Source organism: Clostridium brassicae, from assembly GCF_026738875.1.
GTDB classification, from domain to species: domain Bacteria; phylum Bacillota; class Clostridia; order Clostridiales; family Clostridiaceae; genus Clostridium_H; species Clostridium_H brassicae.
The window spans coordinates 18,906-40,790 of record NZ_JAPQFJ010000015.1; the positions used below are offsets into that span (position 1 = coordinate 18,906).

General features: G+C 28.4%; 21 protein-coding genes and 1 other RNA gene. 8 read left to right on the forward strand and 14 right to left on the reverse strand.

The window, feature by feature from the left end; genetic code table 11:
• Positions 1–99: 99 nt before the first annotated feature.
• The 7 genes from OW729_RS13730 (at position 100) to OW729_RS13760 (ending at position 6,067) form a co-directional block, all read left to right on the forward strand.
• Positions 100–780, forward strand: a complete 681-nt coding sequence (locus OW729_RS13730) for a response regulator transcription factor (protein WP_268062112.1) — start codon at positions 100–102, stop codon at positions 778–780.
• Entirely contained in the window at positions 761–2,173 is a 1,413-nt protein-coding gene (locus tag OW729_RS13735; RefSeq protein ID WP_268062113.1) for a sensor histidine kinase, read from the forward strand. The genes OW729_RS13730 and OW729_RS13735 overlap by 20 nt, the downstream gene beginning before the upstream one ends.
• A 182-nt stretch (positions 2,174–2,355) precedes the next feature.
• The gene (locus OW729_RS13740) at positions 2,356–3,030 is read left to right on the forward strand and encodes a DedA family protein (RefSeq protein ID WP_268062114.1); all 675 of its coding nucleotides are present in this window, start codon (positions 2,356–2,358) and stop codon (positions 3,028–3,030) included.
• Entirely contained in the window at positions 3,008–3,553 is a 546-nt protein-coding gene (locus tag OW729_RS13745; protein ID WP_268062200.1) for a phosphatase PAP2 family protein, read from the forward strand. Before OW729_RS13740 ends, OW729_RS13745 begins: the two co-directional genes overlap by 23 nt.
• A gap of 4 nt (positions 3,554–3,557) precedes the next feature.
• The gene (locus OW729_RS13750) at positions 3,558–4,133 is read left to right on the forward strand and encodes a phosphatase PAP2 family protein (protein ID WP_268062115.1); all 576 of its coding nucleotides are present in this window, start codon (positions 3,558–3,560) and stop codon (positions 4,131–4,133) included.
• 16 nt (positions 4,134–4,149) lie between these two features.
• Positions 4,150–4,740: an undecaprenyl-diphosphatase gene (locus OW729_RS13755; protein WP_268062116.1), complete on the forward strand. Its 591-nt coding sequence runs from the start codon at positions 4,150–4,152 to the stop codon at positions 4,738–4,740.
• 40 nt (positions 4,741–4,780) lie between these two features.
• The gene (locus OW729_RS13760; protein ID WP_268062117.1) at positions 4,781–6,067 is read left to right on the forward strand and encodes a VTT domain-containing protein; all 1,287 of its coding nucleotides are present in this window, start codon (positions 4,781–4,783) and stop codon (positions 6,065–6,067) included.
• Between the two features lie 174 nt (positions 6,068–6,241).
• On the opposite strand, the gene rnpB is transcribed toward OW729_RS13760, so the two are convergent.
• The 7 genes from rnpB to dnaG form a co-directional block, all read right to left on the reverse strand.
• Positions 6,242–6,613, reverse strand: an RNA gene (gene rnpB / locus OW729_RS13765) — RNase P RNA component class A.
• A 39-nt stretch (positions 6,614–6,652) separates the two neighbouring features.
• Positions 6,653–7,369 (reverse strand): zinc ribbon domain-containing protein, encoded by a 717-nt coding sequence (locus OW729_RS13770; RefSeq protein WP_268062118.1) that lies wholly within the window; start codon positions 7,367–7,369, stop codon positions 6,653–6,655.
• 57 nt (positions 7,370–7,426) lie between these two features.
• Positions 7,427–8,242 carry a Nif3-like dinuclear metal center hexameric protein gene (locus OW729_RS13775; protein WP_268062119.1) on the reverse strand — a complete coding sequence of 272 codons (816 nt, stop codon included), beginning with the start codon at positions 8,240–8,242 and terminating at the stop codon, positions 7,427–7,429.
• Entirely contained in the window at positions 8,233–8,922 is a 690-nt protein-coding gene (locus OW729_RS13780; RefSeq protein ID WP_268062120.1) for a tRNA (adenine(22)-N(1))-methyltransferase, read from the reverse strand. Before OW729_RS13780 ends, OW729_RS13775 begins: the two co-directional genes overlap by 10 nt.
• Before the next feature lie 10 nt (positions 8,923–8,932).
• Positions 8,933–9,820: a PH domain-containing protein gene (locus OW729_RS13785; RefSeq protein WP_268062121.1), complete on the reverse strand. Its 888-nt coding sequence runs from the start codon at positions 9,818–9,820 to the stop codon at positions 8,933–8,935.
• 86 nt (positions 9,821–9,906) lie between these two features.
• Positions 9,907–11,013, reverse strand: coding sequence for an RNA polymerase sigma factor RpoD (gene rpoD / locus OW729_RS13790; protein WP_268062122.1), 1,107 nt, complete (start codon positions 11,011–11,013; stop codon positions 9,907–9,909).
• Positions 11,014–11,017: 4 nt separating this feature from the next.
• Entirely contained in the window at positions 11,018–12,799 is a 1,782-nt protein-coding gene (gene dnaG / locus OW729_RS13795) for a DNA primase (RefSeq protein ID WP_268062123.1), read from the reverse strand.
• 361 nt (positions 12,800–13,160) lie between these two features.
• Between dnaG and OW729_RS13800 the strand changes: the two genes are divergently transcribed.
• The gene (locus OW729_RS13800) at positions 13,161–14,222 is read left to right on the forward strand and encodes a CotS family spore coat protein (RefSeq protein ID WP_268062124.1); all 1,062 of its coding nucleotides are present in this window, start codon (positions 13,161–13,163) and stop codon (positions 14,220–14,222) included.
• 18 nt (positions 14,223–14,240) lie between these two features.
• Here the strand turns inward: OW729_RS13800 and ppdK are convergent, their stop codons facing one another.
• The 7 genes from ppdK to OW729_RS13835 all read right to left on the reverse strand — a co-directional run bounded on the left by ppdK (position 14,241) and on the right by OW729_RS13835 (position 21,496).
• Positions 14,241–16,871: a pyruvate, phosphate dikinase gene (gene ppdK / locus OW729_RS13805; protein WP_268062125.1), complete on the reverse strand. Its 2,631-nt coding sequence runs from the start codon at positions 16,869–16,871 to the stop codon at positions 14,241–14,243.
• 66 nt (positions 16,872–16,937) lie between these two features.
• Positions 16,938–17,579: a helix-turn-helix transcriptional regulator gene (locus OW729_RS13810; protein ID WP_268062126.1), complete on the reverse strand. Its 642-nt coding sequence runs from the start codon at positions 17,577–17,579 to the stop codon at positions 16,938–16,940.
• Positions 17,580–17,857: 278 nt separating this feature from the next.
• Entirely contained in the window at positions 17,858–18,454 is a 597-nt protein-coding gene (locus tag OW729_RS13815; RefSeq protein WP_268062127.1) for a DUF4342 domain-containing protein, read from the reverse strand.
• Complete coding sequence (recO, locus tag OW729_RS13820) at positions 18,447–19,202, reverse strand: DNA repair protein RecO (RefSeq protein WP_268062201.1); 756 nt, start codon at positions 19,200–19,202, stop codon at positions 18,447–18,449. Before recO ends, OW729_RS13815 begins: the two co-directional genes overlap by 8 nt.
• Positions 19,203–19,402: 200 nt before the next feature.
• Positions 19,403–20,293, reverse strand: coding sequence for a GTPase Era (gene era / locus OW729_RS13825; protein ID WP_268062128.1), 891 nt, complete (start codon positions 20,291–20,293; stop codon positions 19,403–19,405).
• 9 nt (positions 20,294–20,302) lie between these two features.
• Positions 20,303–20,701: a cytidine deaminase gene (locus tag OW729_RS13830; RefSeq protein WP_268062129.1), complete on the reverse strand. Its 399-nt coding sequence runs from the start codon at positions 20,699–20,701 to the stop codon at positions 20,303–20,305.
• An 81-nt stretch (positions 20,702–20,782) separates the two neighbouring features.
• Positions 20,783–21,496: a diacylglycerol kinase gene (locus tag OW729_RS13835; RefSeq protein WP_268062130.1), complete on the reverse strand. Its 714-nt coding sequence runs from the start codon at positions 21,494–21,496 to the stop codon at positions 20,783–20,785.
• Positions 21,497–21,885: the final 389 nt, after the last annotated feature.

Consider the following 21,885-nt stretch of genomic DNA (forward strand, 5'->3'; position numbering starts at 1 on the left):
ACTAATCTATAACATCTTATGATAATATAGTAATAAAAAATATTATAAAAGGAAAAGTATAATGAACTTTAATATTTGTTCATTATACAAGGTGGCAATGTGGAGAATTATAAAATACTTATAGTAGAAGATGAAAGGCAGATGTCAATGTTTATTGAAATGGAACTCACTCATGAAGGATATAAAGTTGATGTAGTATATGATGGAATAGAAGGTTTGAAAAATGCAGAAGCCAATGAGTATGATGTAATTCTTCTTGATGTTATGTTACCAGGCCTAAATGGAATTGAAGTATGCAAAAAAATTAGGCAGTTTTCTTATGTGCCTATCATAATGCTAACCGCTAAAAGTAATATATCTGATAAAGTTTTAGGACTTGATGCTGGAGCTAATGATTATTTACCAAAACCATTTGCAATAGAAGAATTATTGGCAAGAATACGGGTACACACACGAGAAAAAGGATTAAAAAATATGCTTGATGAAATAAAAGTAAAGGATATTGTTATGAATAATAAAACACATCAGGTATGGAGATCTGGCAAAGAAATTGAACTTACAAAAAAAGAATATGATCTTTTAGAAACGTTACTAGTAAATAAAAATGTTGTACTTACAAGAGATCAGTTGATTAAAAGTGTATGGGGGCATGATTATTCAGGTTATAATAATGTAGTAGATGTATTTATAAGATACTTACGTAGTAAGATTGATGATGGCTTTGAAAATAAATTGATAACTACAATAAGGGGTGTAGGTTATGTTATTAAAGCCGATTAATTATTTTTTTAACATTATCAAAAGTAGGAAAATCTCTATAAAACTTACAATAGTATACGCCTTCATGTTTTCTTTAGTATTACTTATATTAAACGCCTCAATTTTATATGGAATAAAATATTACTTTTACAATCAAGCAAGTAAACAAATAGATGATGTTAAAACAATTATATTAAATAGGGTTTCAAATGAGCATATAGATTTATCTGATAAAGAACTTATTTCTGATATTCCATACAAGAAAAATGTATCCATAATAATATTTCAAAAAGACGGAAAAATACTAAATATATCAAATAAATCTAATTATAATATTGAGATAAAAGAGCCTTATGATAGAATAAAACACTTAGAAAAAGATGAAAAACATTTAGTTTTTAAAAATGTAAAATTTGAAAGTAAAAGCTATAGTACTACATATCTTCAAATAGTAAAAGATATGTACAATGAATATTATTTTTTGAAAATATTATTTGTGGTTATGGCTATAGCTGATTCTGTTGGAATTATTGCTTCAATTATAGTAGGATATTTAGTAAGTAAGAGAATGTTACAACCCATTGATTATATAACAAAAACTGCTGAAAACATAAGCATCAATAATTTAAAAGGACGAATAAATGTAAATGGTCCTGATGATGAACTTAAAAGGCTTGGAAGTACATTTAATAATATGATAGATAGGCTTCAAGAATCTTTTAACAGACAAACTCAGTTTGTATCAGATGCATCCCATGAACTCAGGACTCCTATCGCAGTTATTCAAGGATACGCTAATTTATTGGATAGATGGGGAAAAAACGATAAAGAAGCTTTGGGGAAATCAATTTATGCAATTAAATTAGAGGCTGATAATATGGCTAATTTAGTTGAAAAATTATTGTTTATTGCAAAAGGTACTAGTAGTACGCAGTTAATGAAAAAAAAAGAGTTTTATCTTAATGAACTTATTGATGACGTAGTAAAAGAAAGCAAGTTAATAGCACCTAATCATATAATATCAAATAGTAAAAATGCTACCATAAGTATAGTAGCCGATTATAAAATGTTAAAGCAAATGTTACGGATATTTATTGAAAATAGTGTTAAATTTGCACCAGAACAGAGCGTAATAGATATAAGATCAGAAGTTCAAGAAAATAAAGTAAAACTAACTGTTAGTGATATGGGAATTGGCATACCCCAAAATGAAATTGAGAAAATATTTGATAGATTTTATATTGTTGATAAATCTAGATCTAAAGAAAAAGGCGGAACAGGGCTTGGATTATCTATAGCAAAGTGGATTGTTGATATGCATTATGGAACTATAGAGGTTGAAAGTGAAGAAGATAAGTATACAAAAATAATAGTATTATTAAATTTAGATAAAGAAAAAAATTATAAGTTATAAGATGAAGAAAAGTTTTCCTTCATCTTATTATTTTGGGTATATTTACTTAAATTCGAAAATATAGAGCAAATTTTTAATATAACCTAAGAGTTTTTTAATATAATTTTAATCTTAAATATTTATAATACATAACATACTGAATTAAAAATTTATAAAATTTTTTAATAATGAAGGGAGAAAATATGAGTATTATAGAAACTTTTATTAATATAATATTACATCTTGATAAGTATTTGAATGTAGTGATACAAAATTATGGGATATGGACATATGCTCTTATATTTCTAATTATATTTTGCGAAACTGGATTAATTGTTACTCCATTTTTACCAGGAGACTCTATTCTATTTGCTACAGGAGCACTTGCTTCAATTGGTTCTCTTAATGTTATTATTTTATTTATTATCTTTTTTACCGGTGCAGTAGTTGGAGATACTGTAAATTATCATGTAGGAAAAAAGATAGGAAATAGAATTTTAGACAAAGAGGATGTGAAATATATAAATAAACAATACCTTAATAAAGCACATGAATTTTATCAAAAGCATGGCGCTATGACTATAGTATTGGGAAGATTTATACCTATAATAAGAACCTTTGTACCATTTGTTGCTGGAATAGGTGAAATGAATTATACAAAATTTATTTCTTATAATATTTTAGGCGGACTCTTATGGGTTACATTAATGTTAGGTGGGGGGTATTTCTTTGGAGAATTACCTTTTATAAAAGAGCATTTTTCCTATATAGTAATTGCTATTATAATAATATCTATTATTCCAGCAATAGTTACATTTATAAAAGGAAAAAGAAACGGAGGCAATACCAAAGATGATGTCATTAATACAAAATATTGATAATTTCATATTATTGTATATTAGTAACAATATGCATGGACATATACTAGATAGAGCTATGGTTATTATAACTTCTTTAGGCGACAAGGGATTAATATGGATTATAATTTCAGGATTACTAATTATAAAGAAAAAATACAGAAAGATAGGACTTATGGCTTTGACAGCTCTAGTATTAAGCACAATTTTAGGAGAAGGACTTTTAAAACATTTGGTTCAACGTGTAAGACCATCAGCAGATATACCAGCAGCTAATCTTTTAATTCCAAAACCTTTATCATATTCATTTCCATCAGGACATTGTACCTCTTCATTTGCAGTTACAGGAATATTATCTAAATATTTTAAGAATTATGCACTTGAATTTTTTAGTTTATCATCTTTGATAGCTTTTTCAAGATTATACTTATATGTACATTATCCTACTGATGTTTTAGCTGGTATAATCTTGGGATTAATATGTAGTAAAATGATAATTTATGCATTTAAAACTTCACAGTCTCTATGGAAACAAAGGAGGTAGCCATATGTATTTAGATTTTAGAGTAAAAATAAATATGTTGGATAATTATATCTTACTTATTATTAAAAAATATATAAAAAATAAATATTTAGATATATTAATGCCTATAATAACAATCATGGGAAATTTGGGACTTATTTGGATTATTATAGCTTTTGGTTTATTCTTCAATAAGCCTTATAAAGTAATTGGCGAAATAATTTTAATAACATTAGTTATAAGTACAATTATCGGTGAAGGAATAGTAAAGCATTTAGTTAGACGTATAAGACCATGCAACGATATAAGTGACATTAATCTTTTGATTACAAAACCTATGTCCTACTCATTCCCATCAGGACATACATTATCTTCTTTTGCTATTGCAGAAGTTCTATCAGTATCTTTTAATAAATATAGCTTAATTTTTATAGGTATGGCATCGTTAATAGCTTTATCAAGATTATACTTGTATGTTCATTATCCAACTGATATTATAGGTGGAATTGTATTGGGACTGTTATGTTCAAAATTGGTCTTTACACTTTTACAAAAAGGATATTTTGAAAGTTTTATAGCAGTATACAAAAACATACATTAGAAAGGATATTTTAGATATGAATATAGAAATTTTTAGATTAATAAATAATTTAGCAAATAAAAATATAATTTTAGATAAAGTAATGATCTTTTTCTCAAAAGATGTACCCTATATATTTATGGCAGTTATTGCAATAATATTTATACTAGGTGTTATTAAAAAGGATGAAAAATATAGAAAAGTGTATGTAAATACTTTTGTTATGACAGTAATCAATTTAATACTAAGCTTTATAATTGGAAGTATATGCTATATAGAAAGGCCTTTTGTTCATAATAAGGTTAATTTGCTTATTCCACATATTAAAGATGCTTCTTTTCCAAGCGACCATGCTATAGGAACAATGAGTATAGCTTTAGGCTTAGGAAAATACAATAAAATACTTGGAATAACAATGACAATACTATCACTAATTGTGGGTTTTTCCAGAGTGTATGTTGGTAACCATTATCCTACAGATGTTATTGGTGCATATATTATAGTGCTTATTACAAATTATCTATATAGTTTAGTCTTAAAAAATAAAATTGAAGAACTTTATCCCCAAATTGAAAATTTGATAATTAATAAATTAAAATTTAATAAAAATGAAAAATTAGTAAAATAATTTTTTTCATATGTTGATAAAATATTGGAGGGATTTATGAATGCAATCTATAACAGTTCTTCTCAATCATTATGGATATATAGTTTTATTAATTGCATTAATGTTAGAGTTGATTGCATTTCCACTTCCAGGTGAGTTTCTTATGATCTATTGTGGATTTCTTGTAAATCAACATAAATTAAATTGGTTACTAAGTATTATAATTGCATCATCTGGAACAATTATGGGCATAACAATATCCTATTTTGTAGGAAGTAAATTAGGTCTTACATTCTTCAAACACTATGGTCATTACATTCATTTAGGTTCAGATAAGTTAGATAAAACTTCAACATGGTTTAATAAGTATGGCAACAAACTATTATTAATTTCATATTTTATACCTGGTGTTAGACATATTACAGGATACTTTTCAGGAATAACAGAAATCACCTATAAAAAGTTTATGCAAAATGCCTATATAGGAGCTTTTTTATGGACTACAACATTTATTTCTTTAGGTAAAGTTCTAGGAAATAATTGGGATAAATACCATAGTATCATTACTAGATATTTAATTATAGGTGGTTTAATAACGTCTTCAATTATGATTATTATATATATTTATAGGAATCACAAGCAACATATCACTGAATTTACTATAAAAATACTTGAAAATGCTATAAAAACATTTAATTCTTTTGGCAAGATTAAAATTGTAATAGCAGGAATTGCTTTAGCTTTTTTAGGTTTTTCTGTTCTTGTAATTGGTGTAATTCAAGATTTTTTAGCCCATGAATTTAATGAATTTGATATCATTGTAACATATTTAGTAAAAACTATTTTTACAGAAAATTGGAAATATATAATAAATTTATTTAATAATATAACATCTTTAAATATGTTAATACCAGTAGCTATTTGTATAATTATATTTATTACAATAAGAGACATAGATACATTTCTTGAAATTAGATTTGTGTTTTTAGCAATTTTAGGTGGAGAAATATTACAAACTATATTAAGACTTGTTTTTAAACATTTAGGACCATCAAAGCTATCTCTAATAGAAACTATTAAATATACTTTTCCAAGTAAGCAATCTTTTATGACTATTGTGGCATATGGTTTCTTATGTTTTCTTATAATACGTCATACAAATAAGAATTGGATTAAAACTACTTCTATAATAATAACTATAATTATTTGTTTTTTGGGAGGTTTGAGTCCTATATTTTATCAAGTTGAATATCCAAGTGATGTTTATGCTGGTTATGTTTTTGGTGGAGTGTGGTTAACCTTAAATATTGTATTATTAGAAGTCTTTCGTATTTTACCTAAAATATAATTCCAATACAAAGATTGTAGAAAAAATTAAGTAATTTGAAAATCAATTAATGAGCAACTTTTATATTGTGCAGTATTATGAGAAGGACAGTTTTTTCAATGCTTAGCTTTTTATATGGTGGAAGTTTGCTGTAAAAACACAAAAACACCAAGTATAAAACCCAGTGTTTTCAATGGCACGACTAAGTCTATAAGCCGAGTTCTGTATTAAACGGTCATCTATCTAGGCCTAATGTTACCATTAGGCTCAAGCGATCTTACCCGGAGACGGGACGGGCAGCCCCATATGTCTCCCTATTCGATCTTGCTCCAAGTGGGGTTTACATAGCCGCAAAGTCGCCAATGCGCTGGTGAGCTCTTACCTCGCCTTTCCATCCTTGCCAGGCAGCCAAAGCTGCACTCATCAGAGAATCTGATTCTGGCGGTATATCTCTGTTGCACTTTCCTTAGAGTCGCCTCCACTGGGTATTACCCAGCACCCTGCCCTATGGAGCTCGGACTTTCCTCTCCTGCAGTAATCTGCAGCAGCGACCATCTGGCTTACTCGCAAGATTTATCTTATCATATAAATTTATAAAAATCAAATTTATTTTTCTGGTAAATATATCATTCTTCCACAATTATCACAATAAATTATTTCTTTGCCCTCATTTAATTTTGTAATTGTCATCTTAGGAAGCTTTATTTTACATCCTAAACATACATTTTTCTTAACAAGCACTATAGGATTATTTTTCTGCCTTTTTAAAGAATTATATATGTTTAACACTTCATCAGGAATTTCCTTTTCTAAAGATTCAACTATCTGTTTACCTTCTTCAATTTTCATCTTAGATTCAGCCAATCTAAGTGATGCTTCAGTTTTGTAATCATCAAATTTCTGCTTTAAATTAACAATTTCTGCTTTTAATTCATCTTTTTCTTTACTTAAAATATCTTCCTTTTCCATAAGGCTAAAATATTCATTTTCCTCATTATTTATTGTTTCTTTATAGTTAAGAATCTCTTTTTCGCATTTACTTATCATTTTTAAATCACTACCACAATCCTTATACAACTTATCTTCTAACTTTAATAGGTCTTCTTTTTGTATTTCTATTTGGTTACTTAAATCTGCAGAGCTATTCTTAACTTTTTCAAGTTCATTCTTCTTCTCTATATATCTCAATTTTAATTCTTGAAACTCTTTCTTTATTTTATTTAAAATAGATATATCTTTATTATTCTTTATGCCCTTGTCTCCTTCGTCTATTTTATCATAGCCTTTTTGCAATTCTGCTAACTTTCTTATAACATCTTTCATACCAATTCCTCCTATAGTTATAAAATAAAAAATAGAAATAAGCATTACATCTCATTTCTATTTTAACTTGTATGGGTCTCTAATCCTGTTAGACATAATAACAGAATTATTAAAGCCCATATTTTTTATTCTATTTTCTAATTCCATAGCAACAAATTTCATACATGGCCACTCTGTTCCAAAATGGCCAGCATCTATTAAGGCCATACCTTCTTCACTATAATCACTAACATAGTGGTAACTTGTATCGCCTGTAATTATACAATCAACATGTGCCTTTTTAGCTTTATCAAAATAATCTTGGCCACTTCCATTTATTATAGCTATCTTCTTTATAACCTTAGATTCTTCCCCAGAGTACCTAACATAAGAAATGTTTAAGTCCTCTTTTATCTTACAACATAATTCTTCTAAAGTTATATATTTCTCTAACTCCACGATTCTACCTATGCCACTTATGCTATCATTATATTCCCTATTAGGTGCAAGTTCTATAGTTTTAAAACTTTTAAATCCTAATATTTTAACTAATATATCATTTATTCCATCTTTAACAGAGTCTAAATTTGTATGACTTGAATAAAGATTAATGTTATTTTTAATAAGCTGAATTATTTTTTTCCCAATAAGAGTTTCTGTTGTTATAGAAGAAGGTTTTCTGAATAATAGTGGATGATGCGTCAAAATAAGGCTGCAATTTTTATCTTTCGCCTCCTCTATCACATCTAACGTGCAATCTAATGCTACTAAAATAGATGTTATCTCTTCATCCTTATCGCCTACCATAAGACCAACGTTATCATAACTTTCTTTAAGATTTACTGGTGCTATATCCTCCATAAATTTTACAACATCTCTAACTTTTAAAGGCATTTTAAAAATTCCTCCAACTTACTTATTTTATATTCTACTTCATCTTTTCTCTTTTTAGCTGGTTCTGTATTTTCATTTAAATATTTTAGTATACTCTTATATTTATCTAATTTAAATTCAATATATTCCCTTATAAGAGGATGTTTTTTATCTATTAATTTCTCACTTACCTCATAATATATATGATCTAATTCTAAAGGCTTATTATCATACTTTATCTTTATTATTTCGTAGTATTTTCCTTCATCAAAGCATAATTCCTCATTAATTATATCATAACCAGCTTCATAAATATATTGTCTTAATACTTCTGGATTTTGAACAGGCTGAAGAATTAAAAACTTAAAACTCTCAAATACAGTTTTACTTTCTTCTATTATATCTCTAATGAGATTTCCACCCATTCCAGCAATTATTGCACCTTCTGCTTCAAAAGGCTTTACAGTTGTTAACCCTCCCCCTAATCTACAGGAGATTTTATCATAAAGCCCTTCTCTTTTTACATTGTGCTTTGCCTTATCTACAGGTCCTTTATTTATATCAGATGCAATAGCTCTATTGCACACTCCTTTTTTTATTAAATATATAGGTAAATAAGCATGATCAGTACCTACATCACATATAACTTCACACTTATCTACCATACTTCCGATTGTTTTTAGTCTATCACTTATGTTCATGTAATTTCTCCTATAAATAATCAATTAATGTTTTAATCTGCATTAAAAAGAAAGCTAATGATGTTATAAGAGAGAAATATATATACCTATAAGCTGTTTTCTTATCATATTTCACATGAAAATGAGCTGCATAATACATACAGAATAAAATACCCATATTTAATGCACCATATGTCATCTGCTTAAAGGCAAATTGCTTACCAGTACCCATCTTTACAGCTTGAAACTTAGAATTGAAACTTATAGGCATTTCTGCCGGAAACATCTGCTTTAAATATAATATTAGAGGCATTATTATAGATGCTACTATTATAGCACTAACCAATATAAAAGGTATCATAAATCTTTTTTGCTTATGAAGGTTTATGTCTTTGTTAGGTTTATGCTCCCAATCCAAATATTCGATATTTTTTTCCTCTAAAGTTTTTTTCAGTTTCTCAATATCTTCTGGTGAAATAGCATAATTTATTTCTTCGGTTCTTAAATATATTACCTCTTGACTATTGGTAACAAACATTCTAGTAGTACCTATTTTATCTATTACAACTCTTCCAAGTGCAAAACTATTTTTACCAACACCTGATAATTTAACTCCCTTAATCAAGCCCTTTGAAGTTTTATAACCTTGCAAAGTCTCAAAAGAAATACTGAGATCTTTCAATCCCCAAATTCCTTTAATATGTATAGAATCTTCATCAATTATATATGTTACTGTTAATGTTAAAATAAAATAATACAATTCATATATATTAAATATACTTAAAAATATTTTTATCAAAGATATTATTGTATATGTATCTATCAACTTCATCAATACAAAAGTAACTATGTTCACTAATACTATATAAGAAAATATAATTAAAGGTCCTGTACCCTTTTTATTCTTATATATTTGCATCCCATCACCCCCTTTTAAGTTATTATATCATAAAAAAAGAGCAAAGTTAAACTTTACTCTTTCTTTTACAATAATATACCTTTACCTTAATCCAAGTAATCCTTAAGTTTCTTGCTTCTGCTTGGATGTCTTAACTTTCTTAAAGCTTTTGCTTCTATTTGTCTTATTCTTTCTCTAGTTACATTGAATTCTTTTCCGACTTCCTCTAAAGTTCTCGCTCTACCATCATCCAAACCAAATCTAAGTCTTAAAACTTTTTCTTCTCTTGGTGTCAATGTATCTAAAACATTTATCAATTGTTCTTTTAGCATTGTGAATGCAGCTGCTTCTGCTGGTGCAGGTGCTTCATCATCTGGAATAAAATCCCCTAAGTGACTATCTTCCTCTTCCCCGATAGGAGTTTCTAAAGATACCGGTTCCTGAGCTATCTTCATTATTTCTCTTACTTTATCTACAGGCATTTCCATAATCTTTGCTATTTCTTCTGGTTGAGGTTCACGGCCCAATTCTTGTAAAAGTTGTCTTGAAACTCTAATAAGTTTGTTTATTGTTTCAACCATATGAACAGGGATTCTTATAGTTCTAGCTTGGTCTGCTATAGCTCTAGTTATTGCCTGCCTTATCCACCATGTAGCATAAGTACTAAACTTATACCCTTTTCTATAATCAAACTTTTCTACAGCTTTTATAAGGCCTAAATTTCCTTCTTGAATAAGGTCAAGAAAAAGCATTCCTCTTCCTACATATCTCTTAGCAATACTTACAACTAATCTAAGATTAGCTTCTGCTAATTTCTTCTTAGCAATCATACTTCCTTCTTCTATTCTTTGAGCTAATTCAATTTCTTCTTCTGGAGATAAAAGAGGCACTTTACCTATTTCTTTTAGATACATTCTTACAGGATCATCTATTGATATACCTTCTGGTACACTTAAATCAATTTCTTCTTCCTCTTCCTCAATCTGTTTCATATCACCTATTACTTCTATATCCATAGATTCAAGTACATTGTATACTTTCTCTATTTGTTCAGGACTTAACTCCACATGTTCTAATTCATCCATTATTTCTTGATATGTTAAACTTCCATTTTTTTTGCCTTTATCAATAAGATTCTTTATTATCTTCATCTTTTCATTTTGATCTTTTACGTTGTTTTTACTAGCTGTTTTCTTACTGTTCTTCTCTGCCATTTTATTACCTCCTTTCGTTATTTGTAATTTTCATTATATCCTCTTCAATTTCTTGGAATTGTTTTACAAGTTGTAAAGACTCCTCAAAAAGGCCTTTTTCTTCGCATAGTTTTATTTTGTTCATAACTTCTTTTTTCGACTCCTCTAGCTTATATTTTTTAATTTCTCTCATATAATCATTTATTAATTCTTTATAATTATCACTATCTACAAGACTACTTTGCACAATCTTAGTCCATTCTTTAGAACTTTCAATGTCATTACATCTAGCTTCTATATATATTTCATCATTTTCAGTTTTATTATTTTTAGTTTCAATAATTAAATTAAATATTTTTTTATGACTATCTAAGATTAATTCTTCTTCCTCAATATTTTCCTTTACATATCTATAAGCATCAATGCTTTGAAGCATAGTTTTCAGTAAATTTCTCTCTGCCTTTATAAAACCAGGCTCTAAATATAATTTTTGTCTAAAAGCACTCTCACTATACATGTTTTGTGAATTTTTTACATTTCTTTGATTTTTATTGGATAAAGAATCATAAATCGCTTGTTCATTAACTCCAGTTTCTTCTGATACCTTCTTTATGTAAACATCCATAGTAATTGGATCTAGTTCAGAAACTATATTACACACTTTTTTTATATAAGCAGCCAACATTTCTCCATTTTTTAAATTTAACCCTTCTTTTGCACGTTCTATTCTATAGTCAATAAAAGGCATAGCTTTATCTATAAGTTGAAGGAAAGCATCCTTGCCATTATTTCTAACAAACTCATCTGGATCTTTTCCTTGAGGAACTGAAAGTACTTTTAAATCAAAGCCTTCTTTTCTCAATATATCTAGTCCCCTTATAGTTGCATTTTTGCCTGCACTATCTGAATCATAGGATATTATTACTCTATCTGCATATCTTTTTAATAATTTAGCTTGTTGGGATGTAAGTGCCGTACCTAATGAAGCCACAACATTAGTTATCCCATATTGATGTAAAGATATACAATCCATATATCCTTCTACAATAATTAATGTCCTGTCTTTTAAATCCCTATTAGCAAAATTTAATCCATAAAGATTTGTTCCTTTTTTAAAAACTTCTGTTTCAGGAGAATTTAAATATTTAGGCTTTGAGTCGTCTAAAACTCTTCCTCCAAACCCTATCACTCTTCCTTTATAATCAAAAACAGGAAACATAACTCTTTCTCTAAATCTATCATAATAAGAATTATTTTTCCCTTTAGTTATTAATCCTGCATTTAAAAGATCTAGTTCAGAATATCCTTTCTTTTTTAAATAATTGGTTATATTACTCCAACCCTTTGGCGCATATCCTAAGCCAAACCGTCTTATTGTACTGTTTTTTATACCTCTGCCTATAAAGTACTCAATAACTTTTTTATCATTTTGAAGACAAGCAAAATAGTATCTAGCTGCATCTACATTAATTTTATATATTTTTTTATGCTTGTTATTTTCTACTTTTGTCTTATCCCCAAAATTAACATCTATATTAGCTCTCTCTGCAAGATATTTTAAAGTTTCCACAAAAGAAATATTTTTTGTTTTCATAATGAATGTAATTACATTTCCTGCCTCACCACATCCAAAGCACTTGTATATCTGTTTATCAGGAGAGACACTAAAAGATGGTGTTTTTTCATGATGAAATGGACAAAGGCCTGTAAAATTTCTTCCTGCTCTTTTAAGCTGAACACTTTCAGATATAATATCTACTATATCATTTTGTTCTTTGATTTTTTGAATTACCTCTTCACTTATCAATGAAGCATTACCACCCACTTATTAATTTTTTGCTAACCTTATACGTATTCGACAAAAAAGTCTTTTCTCCTTCTATCTTTTTTAAAATTTTACTTACTATATAGTATATATTCTTTATAAAATACAAATTTCCTTCATTTTTTTTTATTTTATGTATACATATATTTTTCCATATCTTTGAAAAAATATTCAATGATTTAACCTATTAGTAATTTATTATATAACTAGTAAAATAAATATCCTCTTCTCAGTAATTATTATTTCTATACAATAATATAAAATTCCTTTTTACAACTAAAATGTATATTCTAATATCTTTTTTAATATGTTTATAATGAGATCTTATTTAAGGAGGACTATTATGCCTAATGCGGCTAAATCATATAATTTAAATTTGCTTTCAGAAGAAAACGTAAAAAAATGTGTTCTTCCTCATTATAATTTGGAAGGAGCCAAAATTGAACCCATAAAATTTAAAGATACTGATAAACAAAGAGCCGTTTATAGAATAGAACATAGCAATAAAGAATACTGCCTAAAAAAAGTTTACTTTGGAAAAGAAGATCTATTATTTGTATATTCAGCTATAGAGTGGTTATATAGACACAGTTTAAATGTACCTAGAATTTTACCTAATAAATATAATGGAAGATTTGTTGAATACGAAGGAATGCTGTTTATTTTAACTCCTTGGATTGAAGGAGAAAAATGTAATTATGATTTAACTTTAAATTTAGATAAAAGCTGTTCCACTCTAGCAACATTCCATAATAAATGTAATAATTTCACCCCTATAAATGGAAGTTCTTCTAGAAAAGGATGTAACAACTTATATGAATCTATAAACAAACACTTTCAACAACTTCTTATACATTCAAATATGGCTTTTAAATACAAAGATAACTTTTCAAAAATATACTTAAAAAATTTTAATAAGGCTATTTATCTTGCTAAAAAATCTGTAGAAGCATTAAGTAGAGTCAATCCTAATAATTTAACAGTATCTCTATGTCATATGGATTATGTGAATAAAAATCTAATTTTTGACTCTAACTCAAATATATGGATTATAGATTTTGATAAATGCAGAATGGATTATGTAGCCTATGATTTATCTTATTTCTTTAGACGTCTTCTAAAAAGAGAAAAAACCTGTTGGGATATTGATACCGCTATTTTATGTCTTAAATCTTATGAAAAGATACGTCCACTCAATATAGATGAGTATTATTACTTATTAGGCTATTTAACTTTTCCTCAAAAATATTGGAAAATTTCTAAAGACTATTATCGCAATATAAGAAAATGTAATAAAAAAGCCTTTAGAGATATACTATATAGCTCCTGTAAATCTTTTGATTCTCAAATAAAGTTCAATGATGAATTTAATAACTATATAAATGAAAATGTCCCAACTAATTAGTTGAGACATTTTTTTATTTTATTTCCTTGGGTTATTAATTTGGGATTGAGCTGCAGCAAGTCTTGCTAATGGCACTCTAAATGGTGAACATGAAACATAGTCAAGTCCTGTATTATGGAAGAATTCTACAGAAGAAGGATCTCCTCCATGCTCTCCACAAATCCCTACTTTAAGATCTTTTCTTGCGCCTCTTCCTAATGTAGTAGCCATCTCAACAAGCTTACCTACACCATTTTGATCTAATTTTTGGAATGGATCAAATTCATAAACACTTCTTTCATAGTAATCATTTAAGAATTTACCCGCATCATCTCTTGAAAAACCAAATGTCATTTGTGTTAAATCATTAGTTCCAAAAGAGAAGAAATCAGCTTCTTTAGCTATTTCATCTGCTGTTAGAGCAGCTCTTGGAATTTCTATCATAGTTCCAACTTTATAGTCCATATGAATTCCTTCATCTGCTATTATCTCATCTGCTATTCTAACTACAGTATCTTTTACATACTTTAATTCTTTTCTTTCACCTACTAATGGAATCATTATTTCTGGAACTATATCATATCCTTTTTCTTTTTTAACACTTATAGCAGCTTCTATAATAGCTCTTGTTTGCATTTCAGCAATTTCTGGATATGATACTGTTAAACGACATCCTCTATGACCCATCATAGGGTTAAACTCATGTAAACTTTGAATAGTAGAATTCAACTCTTCATAGCTTATTCCCATCTCTTCTGAAAGTTCCTTTATATCTTCTTCTTCAGTTGGTAAAAATTCATGTAGTGGTGGATCTAAGAATCTTATTGTAACAGGTCTACCTTCCATAGCCTTGTATATTCCAATAAAATCTTCTCTTTGCATTGGAAGCAATTTTTCTAATGCTTTTCTTCTTTGCTCTTCATTTTCTGAAACTATCATTTCTCTAACTGCTGGTATTCTATCTTCATTAAAGAACATATGCTCTGTTCTACATAGTCCTATTCCTTCTGCTCCAAATCTAACAGCTTGCTCAGCATCTCTTGGAGTATCAGCATTAGTTCTTACTTTTAATTTTCTTGTTTCATCAGCCCATTTCATAAAAATCCCAAAATATCCTGTTATCTCAGGGGCTACCGTTTTTATAGCAAATCCATATACATTTCCTGTACTTCCATCAAGAGATATGTAATCTCCTTCTTGATATGCATTTCCATTTACTGTGAATTTTCTTTCTTCTTCATTTACTTTTATTTCTCCACATCCTGCTACACAACAAGTTCCCATTCCTCTTGCTACAACTGCAGCATGAGAAGTCATGCCTCCTCTTACTGTAAGTATACCTTCTGCAGCAACCATTCCCTCAATATCTTCTGGTGAAGTTTCTAATCTAACTAATATTACTTTCTCACCTTTTTCATGATGAGATTTTGCTTCTTGAGCTGTAAAATAAATTCTACCGCATGCTGCTCCTGGAGAAGCTGGTAATCCTTTAGCAATAGGATTTGCTTTCTTTAACTCATTTTCATCAAATGCAGGATGAAGTAATGAATCTAATTGTTTAGGCTCAACTTTTAATAAAGCTTCCTTTTTAGTCAAAACGCCTTCTTCAACCAAATCTACTGCGATTTTCAATGCAGCTGGGGCTGTCCTTTTTCCGTTTCTTGTTTGTAAGAAATATAATTTACCTTGTTCTATTGTGAACTCCATATCTTGCATATCTCTATAATGTGCTTCTAGTTTCTTAGCTATACTCATAAATTCATCAAAGCACTTTGGTAACTCTTCTTTTAATTTTGATATAGGTTGTGGTGTTCTGATACCAGCAACTACATCCTCTCCTTGAGCATTTATTAAATATTCTCCGAATATTTCATTTTTTCCATTAGCTGGATTCCTAGTAAATGCAACACCTGTTCCTGAAGTGTTTCCCATATTACCAAATACCATTGATTGAACATTTACTGCTGTTCCCCAACTAGATGATATATCGTTTAATCTTCTATAAACTATTGCTCTTGGATTATTCCATGATCTAAATACAGCTTTTACAGATTCCATTAACTGTTCTTTTGGATCCTGAGGGAAACTACTTCCCATTTCCTTAACGTATATTTCTTTATATCTTTCAACAACTTCTTTTAAATCATCAGTAGTTAAATCTGTATCATATTCATAATTTTTTTCATCTTTAATTTCATCTAAAATGTTTTCAAATTTTCTTTTATCAAGTCCCATAGCTACATCTGAGAACATTTGAATAAATCTTCTGTAGGAATCATATGCAAATCTCTCATTTTGAGTAAGTTCTGCAACTCCTTTTACTGACTCATCATTTAATCCTAAGTTTAGTATAGTATCCATCATACCAGGCATAGAAACTCTTGCACCTGATCTTACTGAAACAAGAAGAGGATTTTGCTTGTCTCCAAATTTTTTACCTGTAATTTCTTCTGTGTTTTTCAAAGCATTGTTGATTTGTTGAATAATTTCGTCAACAATAATTTCACCATCTTCATAATATTTAGTGCAGGCTTCTGTAGTTATAGTAAAACCTTGTGGAACAGGTATTCCTATGTTTGTCATTTCAGCTAAATTTGCTCCCTTTCCACCTAATAGGTTCCTCATACTAGCATTACCTTCACTAAATAGGTAAACATACTTTTTCTCCATACTAAACATCCCCTTTTAATATTTGTCTATTATTAGTACTTACCGAGTTGCCTCGGTTAAGTTAACTTAATCATTTTCAATCATTTTGACAAAAAGACGTGTTATGTTTGTTTTTGAAAGTTTACCTATTACTTTAATTTTTTCTTCATTTTCCTCGGAAGTTTTTTCAACAACTGGAAGACTGTCAACTTCTCTATCAATAATTTTTTTTGCTGCTGTATAAACTGAATCTTGTGATTCTACGTATACTATATTAGGCATTCTTGTCATAATAATTCCTATAGGTACTTTGTTTATATCAGTTCCACCTATAGCAGTCTTTAAGAAATCTTTTCTCGATACAGCACCAACTAAACATCCTTTATTTTCAACAAAGATAGTTCCTACATCATTTAAAAATAAATTTACTATAGCATTATATACAGTTGTTTGTTCATCCACAGTAATAGGTTTTGACATCACATCTTTTATTTTAATTTTCTTTAGGTAATCATTAAATAATCCTGATGTTGTCTTGTTAGCATAAATATACCCTACTTTTGGTCTAGCCTCTAATATTTCAGTCATTGTAAGAATAGCTAAGTCTGGTCTTAAGGCAGCTCTTGTGAGTCCTATTTTGCTTGCTAATTGTTCACTAGTAATTGGTCCATTTTTTTTTACCAATTCAATAATTTCTTTTTGTCTAGATGATAAATTAATTGTTTCCAACCTCCCTCGCAATAACAAACATATTATATCACGTATTTCAAAGAAATAGTATAGCACTTATCCGTATGTGATACTCATTATGTTTAATTATTTATATATGTGATGTATTTTTCTTCGATTTTCTTACGCTTATTAAATTTTTTTCCGTATATGTTTTACTTAATTCTTATTAATTAAGAATTATATGCTATATTTTCATTTTAAATATGTGCTATACAAATAAACTATGTGCTATACTTCTTTTCAAAATCCATACTTTAAAAATAAAAACGACAGTATTATCTGCCGTCATTATTCTTTTCTTTATCTTCGTCAACTTCTTCAAAAGTTACAGTATATTGATATACATTATCACTGTCATCTTTATTAGCAGTTTTTTCACCCTTATTATCAAATTTTTCTTTTACTTCATTTGTAAAGTCATCAATTTTTTCCTTCATATCTTGTGCTTTATTCTTTATAATCTTATTTACTACTTCTACAGAACCATCACTTTTAATTATTTCAACACTAATTTTAGTAATAACAGCAGTTAACATTCCAAGTACTGCAAGTGAAGGAATTGCAAGAGCAAGCACCCCAGCAGCTACTCCAGCATTAACAGGTATATCAGCAAGTACTTTTGCATCTTTTTTTATAATTATTCTATTAACATTACCTTTTTTTATAGTTTCTTTAAGCCATGCTATAAATTCTTCTTTGGTAGTATATATATCATCTTTTAAGTTATATTTATTTTTTTGGTTTTTTTCTATATAAATTAATGCCTCAACTACATCTCCACTACATGCTTCCAAAGCCTCTTTTGCTTCAGTATAACTTACACCTGTTCTTTCTCTTACAATATCAATTTTTTCTAAAGATATATCATTCATTACATTCACTCCTTCTTAAATAATTGTAAAATTCTAAGCTTTTAGGTTTTTTTGAATAGTTTTGAGAAATAAATATATCTAAGACTTTATGGATTTCATTTTTTAATTCTTGAGATGCTGAAACCCTACTTATATTTTCAATAGGTATCCTATTTAAAAATCTTAAAATATTATACGCTGGATAGCTTATGTTTATTCCATTGGTCTTATTACATTCAACACACACACCACCATTATATTGAAAGCTTATATAATTTGATGTACTTAATTTATTCCCACATAAGCTACACTTATCAAAGTTAAATCCATATCCAGTAGCTTTCAAAATTTTTAATTCAAAACTTCTCGCTAAAATTTCCAAATCCACAGCTTTACTCTTTAGGAGATATAGAGCCTTTACAAAATCTTTGAATAAATCCCTGTTACTTTCTTCCTCTTGTAGTCCAATTAATATTAGTTCACAAAAATAAGAAGCAAAAGTTATAGAATCTATATCTTTTAATATATCTTGAAAAGAATCTATTATCTCAACCTCATTTACAGTAAATAAATTCTTGCCTCTATAAAGTACGTATTCTCCAAAACAAAATTGTTGAGTAGAAGATAAAAATTTACTTTTTCCTTTTTTAGCTCCTCTTGCTATTGCAGAAACCTTACCTAACTTTTCACAAAAAAGCCACAGTAGCTTATCATTTTCCTTGTAATCTTGAGTTTTTAGCACTACTCCTCTACTCTTAAATACCGACAGAATACCATCTCCTGTTCAAACCATCTTAAAATTACATAAACAATATTTGAATCACCTATTATTTATATTATAACCTATTTTACCAAATAAATAATAGATTAATTTGTAAATTTTTTCTTAATATGTAATTTATATCATTTCAGCGTGATTAAATATTTTTTATATCTCTTATCTAGTCTTTAATAATTATGTTATTTTATTTATCTTTGATCTTTATATCCAAGTTCCTTTAACATAAATTGACTATCTCTCCAATCTTTTTTAACTTTAACCCATATTTTAAGATTGACTTTGCTTTCTAAGAATTTTTCCATATCCTGTCTAGCATATGTAGATATTCTTTTCAACATTTGTCCTCCCTTACCAATAATTATACCCTTGTGAGAATCTTTTTCGCAAAGTAGATTTACATCAATATGATAATTACCATTATTATTTTGTTTCATAGTTAATATTTCAACAGCTATACCATGTGGCACTTCTTCAGATAATAATTTTAGTGCTTTTTCTCTTACAATTTCCGAAATTATAAATCTTTCTTGCTGATCCGTAATCATATCATCAGGATAATATTTAGGTCCCTCTGGTATATATTTTACCATTAAATCTATTAATGTCTCTATGTTTTTACTTTTTTTAGCAGAAATAGGTACTATTTCAGTAAATTCCATATAACCTGAATACTTTTCAAGGGCTTTAGCAACTAGCTCCGGAGGATTTTCGTCTGTTTTATTTATTATTAAAAATACAGGCTTTTTAGTATCTTTTAATCCTTCAAGTATTTTTAAATCACCTTTTCCTATCTCCTCTTGAGGAGTTGTCATAAATAATATTAAGTCTACTTCTCTAACAGATTCTTCCGCAACTTTTACCATATATTCGCCTAATCTGTGTCTAGGTTTATGAATACCAGGTGTATCAACAAAAACAAGCTGATAATCCTCCTTAGTTAAAACCGATTTTATATTATTTCTTGTAGTTTGTGGTCTACATGATACAATTGATAACTTTTCTCCAATTATTTTATTGGTTAATGTAGATTTTCCTACATTGGGTCTTCCTATTATAGTAACAAATCCTGATTTGAACATAAATCCTCCTTATTTAATTAAATCTTTTTTTGTAAATGCACCTGGCAATATATCATCAATTTTCTTTGTTAAATACTCTTTTTCATTCTTTACAAGTATTATATCTGTATCTTCATCACAAAATTCACTAATAACCTGTCTGCATATTCCACATGGATAAGTGTAGGTAGTTGTATCTCCAACAATAGCTATTGCCTTAAGTTTTCTATTTCCTTCTGTAACTGCATTAAAAATAGCTGTTCTTTCAGCACAATTAGTAGCACCATAAGAAGCATTTTCAATATTACATCCACTATATATTTTACCATCTTCCATTATAACAGCAGCACCTACCTTGAAATTTGAATAAGGAGCATATGCCCGTTCTCTAATTTCTAATGCTTTTCTTACTAATTCTCTATAATCCATAACTTTTCCTCCATAGGATTAATTTTCTGAAATATGATAGTATATAAATTATACCACGTCTTAGTTTCATTTCAAATTCTTTTAATCAAAAACTCTAAATATAAGTAGTGTTAATAAGATTCCAAAAACAGCTCCAGCTATAACTTCCCAAATCGAATGTACTTCCGAATCAACTCTACTTTGAGCGACTATTAAAGCCATAAGATAACTTAAAATCATAACTATAGGCCTTCCTGTAAGTAGAACTATCATTGTAGCAATAGAAAATGCTATTGCGCTATGCCCACTAGGCATACCTCCCTTTAATGGAGTTCCTTCTCCAAATATAGCTTTAACAATCACAGTAGCCAAAGATACTATTACTAAAACTAAAAAAATCATATAAGGATTAGAATTTCTTATTTTATTTATAACAATTAAACTAAAAGGAGATAATCTATCCCAAAATATTATATATCCTACTAACAATGCATTTATAGCTGAAACTAGAACTGCTCCTGCAGCAACATTTTTAGCAATTTTTGCTAATGGATGGTAGTAATTAGTGGTTGCATCAATTGTACATTCTATTGCTGTATTAATCATTTCACATATCAAAACCATAGTTATCGTTATTGTAATTATTAGCAGTTCTATCTTACTTAAATCATAGAAAAAACATGCACTTAATACAATTAAAGCTGCAATCATATGTATTTTCATATTTCTTTGTGTTCTTACACTATATATCATTCCCTCTATAGCATAATTAAAACTATCTACAAGTTTTTTTACTCTTCTAATAATATTCACCATCCTTCACATTTCAAAAGTCCATACCAATACTTATATAATTCCCCTTAATTCATGATATTACAAAACATATGAGATTTTTCACTAATCCTAATTAAAATTATAAAACAAATAGATTATTAAAATTTAATTATAGTTCTTTCGAGGGTTATAACATACTGTCCGGCAATTAACCCCCTTAATATAAGTATTGACATGCAATAAAATATAACTGCATGTCAATACTTATATTTTTATCCTATGTCTAACCATTCTAATACTTCCATCGCACTCTGTGAAAGCAATTCGCACCGAATCGAAGATTTCACCTCTCTGCTTTTCTCTAAAATGGAAGTAAAGTATAGCACAACCTTGGATAATGGTTTCTCCTAAAGAATAACAGCTTCTAAGGA

Excerpts from the sequence above, each read along its gene's own strand:
- OW729_RS13735 (WP_268062113.1), top strand. The coding sequence starts at position 761 with ATGTTATTAAAGCCGATTAATTATTTTTTTAACATTATCAAAAGTAGG.
- OW729_RS13740 (WP_268062114.1), top strand. The coding sequence starts at position 2,356 with ATGAGTATTATAGAAACTTTTATTAATATAATATTACATCTTGATAAG.
- OW729_RS13745 (WP_268062200.1), top strand. The coding sequence starts at position 3,008 with ATGTCATTAATACAAAATATTGATAATTTCATATTATTGTATATTAGT.
- OW729_RS13750 (WP_268062115.1), top strand. The coding sequence starts at position 3,558 with ATGTATTTAGATTTTAGAGTAAAAATAAATATGTTGGATAATTATATC.
- OW729_RS13755 (WP_268062116.1), top strand. The coding sequence starts at position 4,150 with ATGAATATAGAAATTTTTAGATTAATAAATAATTTAGCAAATAAAAAT.
- OW729_RS13760 (WP_268062117.1), top strand. The coding sequence starts at position 4,781 with ATGCAATCTATAACAGTTCTTCTCAATCATTATGGATATATAGTTTTA.
- OW729_RS13770 (WP_268062118.1), bottom strand. The coding sequence starts at position 7,369 with ATGAAAGATGTTATAAGAAAGTTAGCAGAATTGCAAAAAGGCTATGAT.
- OW729_RS13775 (WP_268062119.1), bottom strand. The coding sequence starts at position 8,242 with ATGCCTTTAAAAGTTAGAGATGTTGTAAAATTTATGGAGGATATAGCA.
- OW729_RS13780 (WP_268062120.1), bottom strand. The coding sequence starts at position 8,922 with ATGAACATAAGTGATAGACTAAAAACAATCGGAAGTATGGTAGATAAG.
- OW729_RS13785 (WP_268062121.1), bottom strand. The coding sequence starts at position 9,820 with ATGCAAATATATAAGAATAAAAAGGGTACAGGACCTTTAATTATATTT.
- rpoD (WP_268062122.1), bottom strand. The coding sequence starts at position 11,013 with ATGGCAGAGAAGAACAGTAAGAAAACAGCTAGTAAAAACAACGTAAAA.
- OW729_RS13800 (WP_268062124.1), top strand. The coding sequence starts at position 13,161 with ATGCCTAATGCGGCTAAATCATATAATTTAAATTTGCTTTCAGAAGAA.
- ppdK (WP_268062125.1), bottom strand. The coding sequence starts at position 16,871 with ATGGAGAAAAAGTATGTTTACCTATTTAGTGAAGGTAATGCTAGTATG.
- OW729_RS13815 (WP_268062127.1), bottom strand. The coding sequence starts at position 18,454 with ATGAATGATATATCTTTAGAAAAAATTGATATTGTAAGAGAAAGAACA.
- era (WP_268062128.1), bottom strand. The coding sequence starts at position 20,293 with ATGTTCAAATCAGGATTTGTTACTATAATAGGAAGACCCAATGTAGGA.
- OW729_RS13830 (WP_268062129.1), bottom strand. The coding sequence starts at position 20,701 with ATGGATTATAGAGAATTAGTAAGAAAAGCATTAGAAATTAGAGAACGG.
- OW729_RS13835 (WP_268062130.1), bottom strand. The coding sequence starts at position 21,496 with ATGGTGAATATTATTAGAAGAGTAAAAAAACTTGTAGATAGTTTTAAT.